This window comes from Oricola nitratireducens, from assembly GCF_014904745.1.
GTDB lineage: Bacteria > Pseudomonadota > Alphaproteobacteria > Rhizobiales > Rhizobiaceae > Oricola > Oricola nitratireducens.
In genome coordinates this window covers 82,505-96,559 of the sequence record NZ_JACZCS010000021.1, presented here as the reverse complement: position 1 = coordinate 96,559, position 14,055 = coordinate 82,505, and the positions used below count along the sequence as shown (strand labels likewise).

The window sequence follows — 14,055 nt, the reverse complement described above, 5'->3', positions numbered from 1 at the left end:
CTGCTGGCGCTCGACACGCTGGCCGTGCTCTGGATCAACGGCCGGCTCAGTCCGCTCGGCAAGCGGCGCGTCGGCGAGGCCTCGGCGGCGGCGCTGGCGCTGTTCGTCGTCGCGGCCGCCCTCGTCGCCTCGCCGGCCCTGGCCCAGCAATCCGACGAACGGCCCGGCGACGACCGGATCATCGAGATATTGCAGACGACGCGGCTGGCCTATGTCGTCACCGGCAACGCGCAGACCGACGACATCAGCGAGGCCGGCCTGTCCGGGCTCAGCCGCTATCTGCAAAGCCGCACCGCGCTGGAGCCGGCCGATCCCATCGGCCTCGATCTCGAACAGGACGAGCTCGCCTTCTATTCGCTGATCTATTTCCCGATCGACACGACCACGCCGATGCCGAGCGAGAAGGCGATCTCGCGTCTCGACGCCTTCATGCAGGGCGGCGGCACCGTCCTGTTCGACACCCGCGACCAGCTGACCGCATCGTTCTCCGGCAGCGCCTCGTCGCCGGAAAACCAGCGTCTGCGCGACATATTGCGCGGTCTCAACATCCCGCCGCTCGAACCCGTTCCGCCGGATCACGTGCTGACCAAGGCGTTCTACATCCTCGACCATTTCCCCGGCCGCTACGACGGATCGCCGCTATGGGTCGAAGCGCCGGCCAGCGAGGAACAGCCGGAAGGCCGCCCGGTGCGCAGCGGCGACGGCGTCACGCCGATCATGATCACCGGCAATGATTTCGCCGCCGCCTGGGCGCTCGACGACAGCGGCCGGCCGCTGTTTCCGACCATGTCGACCGATCCGCTGCAGCGCATCTACGCGTTCCGCGCCGGGGTCAACATCGTGATGTACATGCTGACCGGCAACTACAAGGCCGATCAGGTCCATGTGCCGGCGCTGCTCGAACGGCTGGGGCAGTGACGCGATGGTGAACCTCTCCCTCGATTTCGCCCCGCTGACCTCGTGGTGGCTGCTCGCGCTGGTCTGCCTGCCGGCCGTGGCTCTCGTCGCCTGGGCGCTCCTGTCGCGCACGCGCGGCGCGGTGCTGCGCGCCGGCGCCGCCGCGGCACTGGCGCTCGCCGTCGCCAATCCGGTCGTCAACGAGGAAGAACGCGCGCCGCTGAAAACCGTCGTTCCCCTCATCGTCGACCGCAGCCAGAGCCAGAAGCTCGGCGAACGGCCCGAAACCACCGAGACCGCGCTGGAAACGCTCAAAAGCCGTATCGCCCGCTTCCCGCAATTCGAGGTCCGGGAAGTCGACGCCGGCACGTCCGATAATGGCAGCGCGCAGACCGAGACAAGGCTGTTCGAGGCGCTGGCCGCGACCATCCGCGACGTGCCGCCGTCGCGCATCGGCGGCGCGATCATGATCACCGACGGCCAGGTCCACGACGTGCCGTCGGGCGGCGACACCGGCCTTCCGCCGAATGTGCCGCTGCACGTCCTGACGACGGGCCGCAGCGACGAATTCGACCGCAAGATCGAGTTCACCCAAGCGCCGCGCTTCTCGATCACCGGCCAGCCGGTGTCGATGACCTATCAGGTGACCGATTCCGGCACCAAGGGGTCCGCGCCGGTCACCGTGCAGGTTTTCCTGAACGGCGATCTCGTCGCCACCGACAGCGCCGTTCCCGGCGTCGAAACGCCGCTGCAGCTAAAACTCGACCACGCCGGCGCCAACATCATCGAACTGGCCGTCAACGAACTGCCCGGCGAACTGACGACATCGAACAACCGCGCCGTCGCCCAGATGCAGGGCATCCGCGAAAACCTGCGCGTGCTGCTGGTTTCCGGCGAGCCGCATTCCGGCGAACGCACCTGGCGCAACCTCTTGAAATCGGATGCCTCGGTCGATCTCGTCCACTTCACCATCCTGCGCCCGCCGGAAAAGCAGGACGGCACGCCGATCAACGAATTGTCGCTGATCGCCTTCCCGACGCGCGAGCTCTTCGTCGAGAAGATCGAGGATTTCGACCTGATCATCTTCGACCGCTACCAGTACCGCAACGTCCTGCCGACGCTCTATTACGACTATATCGCCGAATATGTGCGCAATGGCGGCGCGCTGCTGGTCGCCGCCGGGCCCGAATATGCCGGCGAGAATTCCATCGCCAACACGCCGCTCGTCAACGCGCTTCCCGCGACGCCGACGGGCATCATCACGTCGAAAGGCTATTTCCCCCGGATTTCGCCGGAAGGAAAGCGCCACCCGGTGACGCGCGATCTCGAGGGCGGCCAGTCCGAGCCGCCGCATTGGGGCCGCTGGTTCCGCGCGATCAATGTCGAGACGCCGAAGGGCACCGTCGCCATGGTCGGTCCGGACGAACAGCCGCTGCTGGTGCTCAACCGCTTCGGCGAGGGCCGCGTCGGCATGATCCTGTCGGACCAGGGCTGGCTGTGGGCGCGCGGCTTCGAGGGCGGCGGGCCGCATGTCGGGCTCTACCGGCGCATGGCGCACTGGCTGATGAAGGAGCCGGAGCTGGAGGAGGAAGCGCTGACGGCTGCGACCGACGGCCAGACGCTGACGATCAAGCGCCAGACGATGTCCGACACGACCGGCCCGGCGCGCCTGAAATCCCCCTCGGGCGTCGAGACGGAAGTCCCGCTGCAGGACAATGGCAACGGCATTTTCTCCGCCCGCGTCGAGACCGACGAGGTCGGCCTTTACCAGATCGCCCAGGGCGACTTCACCACGCTCGCCCATGCCGGCCCGGTGGACGCGCCGGAATTCCGCTCCATGATCTCGACCATGGACGTCCTTGCGCCGGTCGCCAGGGCGAGCGGCGGCTCGATCCGCCGCCTGCTCGACGCATCGCAGTCGCTGACTGTGCCGGGGATCCTGCCGGTGCGGGCCAATGCGGGCGCCGCCGGCCACAACTGGCTCGGGCTGCGCACGACCGAGGAAACCGAACTCCTCGGCGTCAAGAGCTACTCGCTGTTCTCGGGTTTCCTCGGCCTCGCACTGCTGTTGCTCGCGCTCGCCGGGACGTGGATGCGCGAGGGGCGGTAGGACTTCCGCTTTCGGCATTCCGCATGTCGGGAAGCCTCGTCGTTCGCGACGGGTTTGCGATCATCCCCCGGATTTCAGTACATCGTTTTTCGATACCCGTCCTCGAGGGCTGCTTCCCTCTTCTTCATCTCCTCGGGGTCGTCGGGCGCTCCCGAGGTCTGATCGAGGATGATCCTGATCAGCGACGGCATTTCGCCGCGATCCTGGATCTGGCCCGGATCCCACAATTTCGAGCGCCGGAACGCCTTGGCGCAATGAAGGAACACTTCCTCGACCGCAACGACGATGGCGACCCTTGGCGTCCGGTCCTGCACCGCGGTCAAGGCGAGCAAATCCGGGTCGCGCGTAATCCTGGCTTTTCCGTTCACGCGCAGCGTGTCGTCGAATCCGGGAACCATGAACAACAGCCCGACGGCCGGATTGGCCATGATGTTCGCCTGCGTGTCGAGGCGGTTGTTTCCGGGCCGGTCCGGGATCAGCAGCGTCCTGTCGTCCAGGATCTTCACGAATCCGCACGGATCGCCTCTCGGGCTGACATCGGCCGACCCGTCCGGCGACTGCGTTCCGATGCACAGGAACGGCGATCGGGCGACGAAGTCCATCGCATGTTCGTCGAGACGGTTCTGGCATTTCTCGACGGCAATCGCATGCGTTGCCGGAAACAGGGATCTCAGCTCTTCCTCGTCCTTGACCAGGAACTCCGGCTTCAGTTCAGTCCCGCGCGTCATGCCGTCCTCCTCTGGATGCCTGGACCGGGGTCCCGCCAATGCGGAATTCCCGGCATTCGCCGTCATCCCCGTTCAATAGCGAAGAAATTCGGCAAAGCCCACGGTAACCGTCCACCCATCCCGGGTTCGGAACCGTCATTTCAAAGCAGCTGAACTCACCTGTCCCGCCCACCGCGCCATCCCGTCAAGCGTTTCCACCACATCCGGCTGCAAAGCGCACAGACCAGAAACCGCGCCGGATCGACAGGCCCCGGCATTTGCACCTGCCCGCGCACTACGGAGGAAACCGAACTGCTCGGCGTCAAGGGCTACTCGCTGTTCTCCGGCTTCCTCGGCCTCGCACTGCTGTTGCTCGCGCTCGCCGGGACGTGGGTGAGAGAGGGACGGTAGCGGGCATTCACTTCAGCGCGCCAGCAGGCTTCCGGCGGCCTGAGCAGGTCCGCCCGCTCGCAATTCGTGCCGTTGCAACCTATGTAAAGCTCCCCCGATTATCCTCCGAGCGTACAAAGCACCCATGTCGACAGGCCAGATAATCCTGCTCTTTCTCCCGGTCCTCGGCGCATGCGCGTATGCCATCAGGGCCTGGTCGAGACGAAGAAGGCGCAGGCGGCTCCTGGCGTCCGGACTGCAGGATCGCCAGCGCGCCATGATCGAAGGATCGGTCCCGCTGGTTCGAAGCCTCCCGTCCGATTTGCGGCGAAAGCTCGAAGGCAAGATCAACCTCTTCCTGGACCAGATACGGTTCGTCGGCTGCAACGGTCTCGAAGTGACCGAGGAAATGCGCCTGTCCATCGCGGCGCAAGCCTGCCTGCTCGTCGTGAATACGGACACCTGGTACCGGAACCTCTACACCATCCTGGTCTATCCGGACGCCTTCACATCACGGAGGAAGGAGCAGAACGGCTATGTGGTGACGGAACGCAAAACGGCGCGCCTCGGCGAAAGCTGGCCGCGCGGCCCCGTCGTTCTTTCATGGACCGATGTGGAAGACGGCGCTGCCGACGCCCATGACGGCCACAATGTCGTCTTCCATGAATTCGCCCATCAGGTCGACGACCTGTCGGGTCACACCAACGCCATCCCCGTCCTGAGCAAGGGACAGAGTTTTCGCGACTGGGAACATGCATTCGTCGACGCCTTCGACAGGCATGTCCGCAAGGTCGAATACGGGCACAAAACCCTGTTCGATGCCTATGGCGCGACCAGCCACGTGGAATTTCTCGCCGTGGCGGTCGAGGTCTTCTTCGAGAAACCGGCTTCGCTGAAACGCGAAGAGCCCGCCGTCTACGGGCAGTTGGCGAGTCTCTTCAGGCTCGATCCGGCCTCCTGGAACTAGTGTCGAACCGGTTCGGACCTCACCCCCGCCACCGCACCATCCCCCCAAGCGTCTCCACCACGTCCGGCTGAAGCGCGCACACCAGAAACCGCGCCGGATCGACCGGCCCCGGCATTTGCACCTGCCCGCGCGGCAGGGTCTCGAAACCGAACGGCCAGTAATAGGGCTTGTCGCCGACGAGCAGGATATAGGGCGCACCAACGTCGCGCGCGGCGTCGACGCTCCTGCGCATCAGCGCCTTGCCGATGCCCTTGCCTTTCAGCCCGTCCTTGACCGCAAGCGGCCCGAGCAGCAGGCCGCGCGCGCCGGTTCCGGCGGTCTCGATCCATGTCATGCGCACGGAGCCGAGCAGCTTTTCGCCGTCCTGCGCGACCGCCACGAAGGACAGGCCGCGGTCATGCGGCCCCTGCTCGCGCACGCGGAACGCCGCGCGCGTAAACCGCCCCGGCCCGAAGGCCTCGGCGTGCAGGTCCTCGATAGCGGAATCGAATGCGCCCGTTTCGGGCAGAATGGTGAAGGCAGTCATGATGGCACCAGGCGTGAACGACGATGAGACAAGCGAAATTGGCCGGAGGCGGCGAAGCCGTCCCGGTTCATCGTCGGATCGAAAATGCCCAGCTCTTGGTGCTCATGATTGCCGCCTAGCACCGCAAGGCCCTGCGGTCCATCTGTTTTTTCATCCCGGACCCCGGAAACGGAACGGTTACGCATTGTTTGACGTTTGACACCTTACGCATGTCCCAGGCCGGTCTAGATGGAGGGACAAACGGAAAGGAACCGAAAAATGGGACTGTTGATCGATGGCGAGTGGAACACGCAGTGGTACGACACCAGGTCGACCGGCGGACGCTTCATTCGCACCGACGCGCAATTTCGCAACTGGATCACCGCGGACGGCAGCGCCGGACCGTCGGGCGAGAGCGGCTTCGAGGCGGAGGCCGGGCGCTACCATCTCTATGTCTCGCTCGCCTGCCCCTGGGCGCACCGCACCCTGATAGTCCGCAAGCTGAAGAAGCTGGAGCCCCTCATCCCGGTCTCCGTCGTCGACCATTTCATGGGCGAGGACGGCTGGACCTTCGATGCGTCCGACGGCGGCACGGGCGACCGGCTGTTCGGGTCGCAATATCTGCGCGACATCTATGTTCGCGCCAAATCCGATTATTCCGGCCGCGTCACCGTGCCCGTTCTCTGGGATACGAAGCGCGGCACGATCGTCTCCAACGAGTCATCGGAAATCATCCGCATGTTCAACGCGGCATTCGACGATCTGACGGGCGATACAACCGACTTCTATCCGGAGCCCCTGCGCGACGAGATCGATGCGATCAACGATCTCGTCTATCCGAACGTCAACAACGGCGTCTATCGCGCCGGTTTCGCCACGACGCAGGATGCCTATGAGGAAGCCGTCGCCGATGTCTTCGAAACGCTGGACACGCTGGAGGATCGCCTGTCCCGGCAGCGCTATCTCGCCGGAGACAGGATCACCGAGGCCGACTGGCGGCTATTTACGACGCTGGTGCGTTTCGACCCGGTCTATGTCGGCCATTTCAAGTGCAATCTGCGGCGGATCGCCGACTATCCGAACCTCTCCGGTTACACGCGCGATCTCTACCAGGTGCCGGGCGTCGCGGAGACCGTGAACATGCACCACATCAAGGCGCATTATTACGGCAGTCACGAAAGCATCAATCCGACCGGCATCATTCCCGTCGGTCCCGAAATCGATTTTTCCGCGCCGCATGACCGCGGCCGGTTCGGCCCCTCACCAGAAGGGATCGGGGACGGTTCCGTCGTTGAATTCGCGAATGCGCTGCGCAGTTGACTTCGTGATGCCGTCCGGCAGCGCGTCGAGCGGGAAAAATTCCGCGGCGACGATCTCGTAATCACGCCGTTTCGGGGCGAACTGCCGGACATTGTCGCAGCGATAGACCACGACATGGTCGCGCCGCGTCACCTTGTTGTTGAAATGGACGGACTGCAGCAGCGGCGCTGCGCCGAACTCCGCGTTGGCCTCCTCGCGCAACTCCTTTGCGAGAGCCTCCAGGACCGTCTCGCCGCTTTCCACCCCGCCGCCCGGAAGGTGCCATCCGGCGACATAGGTGTGCTTGACGAGGAGAACGCGCCGCTCGGCATCCGTCGCGATCGCGCGCACGCCGAGCGTCATCGGCCGGCTCAACAGGAACCAGGCATGGAACAGCCGCGATCGCAGGTCGGGTTTCATGGCCGGTTCCGTTTCTCCGCTGGCGATGATCGCCTTTCATCGCTTGTAATCCGCATCGGCTGCCTTACGAAAGGCCCATGGCATTTCGTCTCGCACATATCTCCGACGTACATCTGGCGCCGCTGCCGGATGTGCGGCTGCCGGACCTCTTTTCCAAGCGTATCACCGGTTACATCAACTGGAGACAGAACCGGGCCGCCCACATGGCTGGCGGAACGGTCGGACAGCTTGTCGCCGCCATGGCGAAAAAGATGCCTGACCATATCGCGGTCACCGGCGACCTGACCAACCTCGCCCTCGACGCCGAGATCGTGAACGCGGCCGCATGGCTCGGTGAACTCGGAAATCCGGAACACGTCAGCGTCGTGCCGGGAAACCACGACGCCTATGTGCGCGGCGCCCTTTCCAAGGCCGTCACCGCCTGGCGGGCAAACATGACCAGCGAGGCGGCAGGCATCACCGTGACGAGGAGCGGTTTTCCCTATTTGCGCCGGCGCGGACCGGTCGCGATCATCGGCGTCAACAGCGCGATCGCGACAGCGCCGTTCATGGCGTCGGGCATCTTCTCCCGAAGGCAGGCCAGGGGCCTCGGTCAGCTTCTCGACCGCGCGCGCGATTCCGGCCTTTTCCGTGTGATCCTGATCCACCACCCGCCGGTGCGCCGCGCGACGACAGCGCAGAAACGGCTTTACGGAATCCGGCTGTTCCAGTCGGTGATCCGCGAGCACGGCGCCGAACTCGTCCTGCACGGGCATACCCACCTGCCGCAACGCAACGAGATCCTCGGGCCGCAGCGCCTCGCCGTGCCGGTCATCGGCGTTCCTTCCGGCGCCGAAGCGCCGGGCGGCAAACATCCGGCGGCGGCATTCAACCTGTTCGAGATCGACGGCCGTCCCGGCCATTGGTCCTGCAGCTTCGAAGAACATTCGCTGACCGGGAAAACCGGCCTGACGGCCGTCACGGACCGCCGTGTTCTCTATCGCTGAGCGAGCATGTCGCGGAAGACATAGAGCAGCGTTCCGGCGCTGAGCGCCGCGCCGAACAGGATCCAGAACAGCCCGGCAGCGACCGCGCGCGCAAATCTGCAGCCTTGATCGGGCGCGCCGCGCTCCACCGGGGGAGCGGAAACAGGCGGCGGCGCCTTCGCCGGCACTTCGGCTTCTGCTTCGGATGCGCCACCAGGCAACTCGGCGACCGCCTGCTCGATCTTGTGGCGCAGCCGTTCCTGGCGGCGCAACACCATGTCGTCGGCATCGTGGTCGATGGCCCGCCCGGTCACCAGTTCGCGGTACGATATCGTATCCCCCGAAAAGGCCAGTTCACGCTCGTGAATGCGCATCGCGATATAGGAAATGACCCGTTCGGCGACTTCGTCGCGATTGGCCGACTCCGCAAGCAGGATCCGGCCCAGCCGCGTATCGCGTACGAAGCGATAGGTTCGCCGGTCCGGTCCCATCATCACATGCGCGGTGGCATCGATCCAGAAACGCGGCTCCAGTCCGGCCGACAGCGCGAAATCGAACCGGTCGTCATCGGGCGGAATGTCCTCGATGACCGGCTTGAGATCCTGCGCGAGCAATTCCAGCCGCGTCCGCACCGCGTCGCGCATCTCGACGACGACATCGGATTTGTCCGCCGAGGCAATCCGCACCCTGCGGACGGCTTCGACGAGCCGGCTTGTCTCCGGTTCCCGTGGCTTGTCCTGGTCCATACTCTTGGGCCGTATCCCGTTTCCGGTCTTGTTCATGTTTTGTTAACAATAATTTCGACGCCGCGCGACTCTTTTTGCGCTGCACAGCGGACCGGGTATTGGCGAGGGGACGGTGTCTGTCAGGCCGCGACGGAAGCGAGCAGCGTTTCGATCACGGCATCGCGCGCCTCGTGCACGAGCATGTGCCCGGCGCCGGGAACGAGGCGAAGATCGAATTGCGGCGGCAGATCCCGGGATTGCGAAACCGGCAGAACCGGGTCTTGCGTGCCCCAGACGACGCGCACCGGACAGGAAATGCGCGCCAGATCGGAGCGCGGGATGGCGCCCTGCCGCCCGTCCTTGGTGATCATCGCGGCGATCGCGGCAAGTGTCTCGCGCAAGGTTTCGTTTTCGCGTTCGCGCAGCAATTGGGCAAGTTCGGCTTCCGGCGGCGTTGCGCCGGGCGCCATCATCCTTTGCGCCGCGGCGCGCAGCGTGTCGGCCGTGTCCGCGGCGGCGAATGTCCGCAGCGTCTCGGCCGCGATCTCGGAACCGAAACCGCCCGGCGCCAGAAGCGTCAGTGAAAGGATTCGCTCCGGCGCCTGGAGGGCGATCAGGCTGGCAACAGCCCCGCCAAGGGAAAAACCCGCCAGATGGAACCGGTCGCAACCCATTGCGGAGAGCGTCGCCAGCACGGCCTCGGCCGCCGCGCGCGGATGCCGCGAACCGGCGAAATCGCAGGATTGTCCGTGCCCCGGCAAATCCGGGAGAACGACATGAGCAACAGCGGATAGCGGCTCGAGAATGGAATCGAAATGATGGCCGGATCCGCCGAAACCGTGCAGCAACACAAGCACCGGCTTGTCGGCCGCGCCGGCTTCCCGGCAGGTCAGGAGACCGCCGGCAGGTGTCGGGCGGCCGTTATCCTTCATGGACGGACGGGACTTTCATGCCGGCCTCGCTCAACGCGGAGACAAGCTTTTGCGCCGCCGCTCTCGGCATGATCTTTTCGTAGAAGGCCAGCGGATCCCTGACAAACACGTTGTCGCGCGACTGCATGTCGCTCAGCATCCGTAACTGCAACTCCTTGTTGCCTTCGAGATACGCCGCGATCAGGCGCGCCGCGCAGTAGTGTGCCCGGTCATGCCCAACCAGATTGCGCGAACTGACCGCGACCAGATCGTTGCGGCCGGTCTGGAAGGCGGCGACAAACAGGCCGTAGTCCCACCATGTCGGATGAACCGGGGCTGCCTTGGCCGCCCGTTCCAATACGCCGAGCGCCGGTTCGAAATCGCCAACAGCCACCAGCGTGTTGCCGTAGGAAGCCGCGATGCCCAAATCGTAGCGATTGAGCGAAAAGGCTTCACGCATCTGGTCCAGTGCCGCCCTCCGTTCGCCGGAAACGAGCAGTGCGCGGCCGAGCGCCCGGTGCGTCAGCGCCGAATTGGGCGCGAGTTCGACGGCGCGCCGCGCCCGCACGACGGCGTCGGAGAGCTTGGCGTCAAGCGGATAGTCGTATTTGTCCGTGACGGTTTCGACGGTCAGCGAGGCCAGATCGGCGTAGGAGAGCGCGGACGTTATCCCCGCTTCGATCAGGCTTTCATGGCAGCGATAGGCAGCGTGATGCCGTTCGGCGTTCTGGTCGTTGAAATAGGCCGAGGCAAGAACCAGGCACCTGGTCAGGGGATTGAGACGGTTATCCGATTCCAGGAAGGCGTAGATCGAGCCCCCGACGGGCAGAAAGCGGCTCATGATCCGGGCCACGTTGTCATCGAGCCGCCTGCCGGAAAGATAGGCCGGAATCTGGTCTGTTCCGATCAGGATGCCGCTCGCGCGGTGATAAAGCTGGATATTGAAGGAATTCTTCCCGGACTGCACCGCATGGATGAAGAAATCGGCCAGCGGATGATCGAGCGTCACGGCCGCGTCGTTGCGGTAGACAACGCTGCCGAAGCGCGGAATCGCGTCCTCGAATGCGGTCCGCATCCCTCCTTTGACGTCGGAAGACAGCGCCACGGACGGCAGGGCTTCGCTCGCCGAGAAACCGCGCGCCTTGAGCATCGCGGCAAGCGCCTGCTGCTCCACCTTGAGCTGGTTGTCGGCCACGGAATTGTTGATCAGCAGGACGAGGATGCCTGTCAGCATGATGACGACGACCGTCAGCGCCGACCAGAACAGCCGCATATTCACATAGAACATGCGGTCGAAGTCGCGATTGGTAAGTATTTGATCGGCGGATGGCGCCATCTGCTCCGCGGCACCGGCCTGTTTGCCGGGCGGTCCGGCACTGCCGCCGACACCCGATCCGGCCGGAAATTCCGGCACGCCGGCATCCGCGCCCGCATCCGGCGCCGGCGCCTGCACCACCGCGTCATAGACCGGAACATAGGTGCCCCTGGGGATGGTGATGCGCACGGCAACCCCCGACCCCTCGCCCGCGTAATAGGTGTCGAGGAGATCGCGCAGGCGGCCGGCCTGCACCCGCACGACGGCGTCGGTCGAGGGATCGAAATTGTCCTCGCGGTCGAACACGTCGAGCGCGATCGCGAATCCCTTCAGGCGATCCGCCTCTCCGTCCAGGTCGCGTTCGACGATATATTTCAGCAATTCGCGCGACCGCTCGGATCGCGCGAATGTTTCGCTCTGCAGGATATCGTTCAGGGCAATCTTGATGTCAGCGGGATCGATCCGCTTCCTACCCGATGCGTCCCCCAAGACCACAGAACCTTTGCATTGTTTCGACCGGAATTCCGTAGCGTAAACTTCTTGAGATCACAATCTCATGATGTGAGCCTACGCCAACGAATTTGCCTAGACTATACCATAAGCTTCCGGTTGACAGCCGCTATTATGGCCTCCAGCGATGCTGCGACAATATTTTTGTTGATCGCCGCGCCGAAGACGCGCTCGCCATCGATATCGATCTCCATGTAGCAGATCGCCGCCGCGTCCGAACCGCGCTGCAGCGAATGCTCCGAATAATCGATAACGGAAATATTCCGGCCGAGATGGCGCGACAGCGCATCGAGGAACCCGTCGATCGGGCCGGTGCCGCGGCCGCTGATCTCCAGCGTCTCGTTGCCGTCGATGATCGTCGCGTCGACGATGCGCGTCTCGCCGCCGTCGCCTTCCGCCCGGCTCTTGTGGCCGATGAAGCGCAGCCGGCGGTTGGGAATGTCGACATAGGAGGCGATGAACTCGCCATAGATCCGGTCCGACGACAATTCGCGGCCCTCCCGGTCGGTGATCTGCTGGATCACGTCCCGGAACTCGACCTGCAGGTTGCGCGGCAGGTGCAAGCCGTGATCGGCTTCCAGGATATAGGCGATGCCGCCCTTGCCCGACTGCGAATTGATCCGGATGATCGCCTCGTAGGACCGGCCGACGTCGCGCGGATCGATCGGCAGATAGGGCACTTCCCACATCGGCGACGCCGCCTCCCTGATCGCCTTCATGCCCTTGTTGATGGCGTCCTGGTGCGAGCCGGAAAACGCCGTATAGACCAGTTCGCCGACATAGGGGTGGCGCTCCGGAATGGCGAGCTGGTTGCAATGCTCGTAGACGTCGCGCACGTGGTTGATGTCGTGCACGTCGAGCTCGGGGTCCAGCCCCTGCGTGAACATGTTCAAGGCCAGCGTAACGACGTCGACATTGCCGGTGCGCTCGCCATTGCCGAACAGCGTGCCCTCGACGCGATCCGCCCCGGCCATCAGCCCGAGCTCGGTCGCCGCGACCCCGGTGCCGCGGTCATTGTGCGGATGCAGCGAGATGATCAGGTTCTCGCGATTGTCGAGATTGCGGCACATCCATTCGATCTGGTCGGCATAGATGTTCGGCGTGCTCATCTCGACCGTCGCCGGCAGATTGATGATCAGCTTGTTGTCCGGCGTCGGCCGCACGATCTCGGCGACCGCGTTGCTGATCTCCAGCGCCACCTCGAGTTCCGTGCCGGTGAAGCTCTCCGGCGAATATTCGAACCGGTAGCCGCCCCCGGCCTTGGCCGCCATGTCGGTGATCATCTTGGCCGCGTCGACGGCGATCTGCTTGACCCCGGCGACGTCCTTGCGGAACACCACGCGCCGCTGCAACTCGCTGGTGGAATTGTAGAAATGCACGATCGGATTGTTGGCGCCTTCCAGCGCCTCGAAAGTCCGCGTGATCAGTTCCGGCCGGCACTGCACCAGCACCTGCAACGACACGTCGTCCGGGACATTGCCCTCCTCGACGCACCAGCGCGCGAAGTCGAAGTCGGTCTGCGAGGCCGACGGGAAACCGATCTCGATTTCCTTGAAGCCCATCTCGAGCAGCAGGCGGAACATCCGCGTCTTGCGCTCCGGCCCCATCGGGTCGATCAGCGCCTGGTTGCCGTCGCGCAGGTCGACGGAACACCAGATCGGCGCTTTCTCGATCTGCTTCGACGGCCAGGTGCGGTCGGGAATGTCGACGGCGGGATAGGGTCGGTATTTCTGCGAAGCTTCCGGCATGCCGCGCGACGCGGCCGGTTGCGGGTGAACAGTCATGGCGGTTGTCTCTCGTCCTGTTCGCCGATGCCCCTCAATGACGGGGGTCAGGCGGCTAAGACCTCATACGGTCTATCGAATTGCGATGTAAAGGTTTGGCAAGGAGCTTTGGCCGACAGACCGAACCGGCCGCCGGGCGCTCCTCAAAGGACCCGGCAACCGCCAATAAGGCCGAGCAGAAGCGCGCGCGAAAGCAGACCCGCGGGGATGGCGGGTGCGATGCGGATATGCGCGCGGGACGTGGTCATGGGAGGAGAGATACAGTCAGGGGGGAGCGGAGGTCAAGTGGGGAAGGATTTGTTCCGGGCTGAAGTCCGTATCCGCGCATACAAATCGGAGACCCCACTTATGGCGCGAGTCAGACATTCGGGCGTTGTCTCGTTGACGGCATGAGCCCCATTTCGAACATTTGCAATCGCGGCCGAATATCTCAGAAGCGGACGCTCCATATGCCTCGACGAATTGTAGGAACAGGCGAGGAGCAGCCTTCCCAGCAGCTGCGACCGTGCCGGGCGCCAACAGCAAGAGCGGACGTTCGTGTGGCGACGAG

The 14,055-nt window shown here is 64.4% G+C and carries 12 protein-coding genes; 5 read left to right on the top strand and 7 right to left on the bottom strand.

Translation table 11 applies throughout. The features are described from left to right. Both IG169_RS11585 and IG169_RS11580 read left to right on the top strand, forming a co-directional pair. The coding region (locus IG169_RS11585; RefSeq protein ID WP_193176367.1) for a DUF4159 domain-containing protein at nt 1–918 on the top strand (918 nt) is incomplete at its 5' end. 4 nt (nt 919–922) lie between these two features. Next, nucleotides 923–3,007, top strand: a complete 2,085-nt coding sequence (locus IG169_RS11580) for a hypothetical protein (protein ID WP_210325973.1) — start codon at nt 923–925, stop codon at nt 3,005–3,007. 74 nt (nt 3,008–3,081) lie between these two features. Here the strand turns inward: IG169_RS11580 and IG169_RS11575 are convergent, their stop codons facing one another. Continuing rightward, nucleotides 3,082–3,735, bottom strand: coding sequence for an MSMEG_1061 family FMN-dependent PPOX-type flavoprotein (locus IG169_RS11575; protein WP_193176366.1), 654 nt, complete (start codon nt 3,733–3,735; stop codon nt 3,082–3,084). Between the two features lie 514 nt (nt 3,736–4,249). On the opposite strand from IG169_RS11575, the gene IG169_RS11570 reads away from it, so the two are divergent. Beyond that, the gene (locus IG169_RS11570; protein WP_193176365.1) at nt 4,250–5,071 is read left to right on the top strand and encodes a M90 family metallopeptidase; all 822 of its coding nucleotides are present in this window, start codon (nt 4,250–4,252) and stop codon (nt 5,069–5,071) included. 19 nt (nt 5,072–5,090) lie between these two features. On the opposite strand, the gene IG169_RS11565 is transcribed toward IG169_RS11570, so the two are convergent. Then, on the bottom strand, nt 5,091–5,597 hold the full coding sequence (locus IG169_RS11565; protein ID WP_193176364.1) for a GNAT family N-acetyltransferase: 507 nt from the start codon (nt 5,595–5,597) through the stop codon (nt 5,091–5,093). A gap of 258 nt (nt 5,598–5,855) precedes the next feature. Between IG169_RS11565 and IG169_RS11560 the strand changes: the two genes are divergently transcribed. After that, a complete protein-coding gene (locus tag IG169_RS11560; RefSeq protein WP_193176363.1) occupies nt 5,856–6,896 on the top strand; it encodes a glutathione S-transferase family protein in 1,041 nt (346 codons plus the stop codon). Here IG169_RS11560 and IG169_RS11555 read toward each other — a convergent pair. Next, nucleotides 6,837–7,295, bottom strand: coding sequence for an NUDIX domain-containing protein (locus tag IG169_RS11555; protein ID WP_193176362.1), 459 nt, complete (start codon nt 7,293–7,295; stop codon nt 6,837–6,839). The genes IG169_RS11560 and IG169_RS11555 overlap by 60 nt on opposite strands. Nucleotides 7,296–7,372: 77 nt before the next feature. Here IG169_RS11555 and IG169_RS11550 point away from each other — a divergent pair, with 77 nt between their 5' ends. Further along, the gene (locus IG169_RS11550) at nt 7,373–8,281 is read left to right on the top strand and encodes a metallophosphoesterase family protein (RefSeq protein WP_193176361.1); all 909 of its coding nucleotides are present in this window, start codon (nt 7,373–7,375) and stop codon (nt 8,279–8,281) included. On the opposite strand, the gene IG169_RS11545 is transcribed toward IG169_RS11550, so the two are convergent. From IG169_RS11545 to leuA, 4 genes are all read right to left on the bottom strand, one after another. Beyond that, nucleotides 8,272–9,006 carry a hypothetical protein gene (locus IG169_RS11545; protein ID WP_193176360.1) on the bottom strand — a complete coding sequence of 245 codons (735 nt, stop codon included), beginning with the start codon at nt 9,004–9,006 and terminating at the stop codon, nt 8,272–8,274. The genes IG169_RS11550 and IG169_RS11545 overlap by 10 nt on opposite strands. 119 nt (nt 9,007–9,125) lie before the next feature. Next, nucleotides 9,126–9,917, bottom strand: coding sequence for an alpha/beta fold hydrolase (locus tag IG169_RS11540; protein ID WP_193176359.1), 792 nt, complete (start codon nt 9,915–9,917; stop codon nt 9,126–9,128). Next, nucleotides 9,907–11,700 (bottom strand): tetratricopeptide repeat protein, encoded by a 1,794-nt coding sequence (locus tag IG169_RS11535; RefSeq protein WP_193176358.1) that lies wholly within the window; start codon nt 11,698–11,700, stop codon nt 9,907–9,909. The genes IG169_RS11540 and IG169_RS11535 overlap by 11 nt, the downstream gene beginning before the upstream one ends. Nucleotides 11,701–11,801: 101 nt before the next feature. Continuing rightward, a complete protein-coding gene (gene leuA / locus IG169_RS11530) occupies nt 11,802–13,505 on the bottom strand; it encodes a 2-isopropylmalate synthase (RefSeq protein ID WP_193176357.1) in 1,704 nt (567 codons plus the stop codon). Nucleotides 13,506–14,055 lie beyond the last annotated feature (550 nt).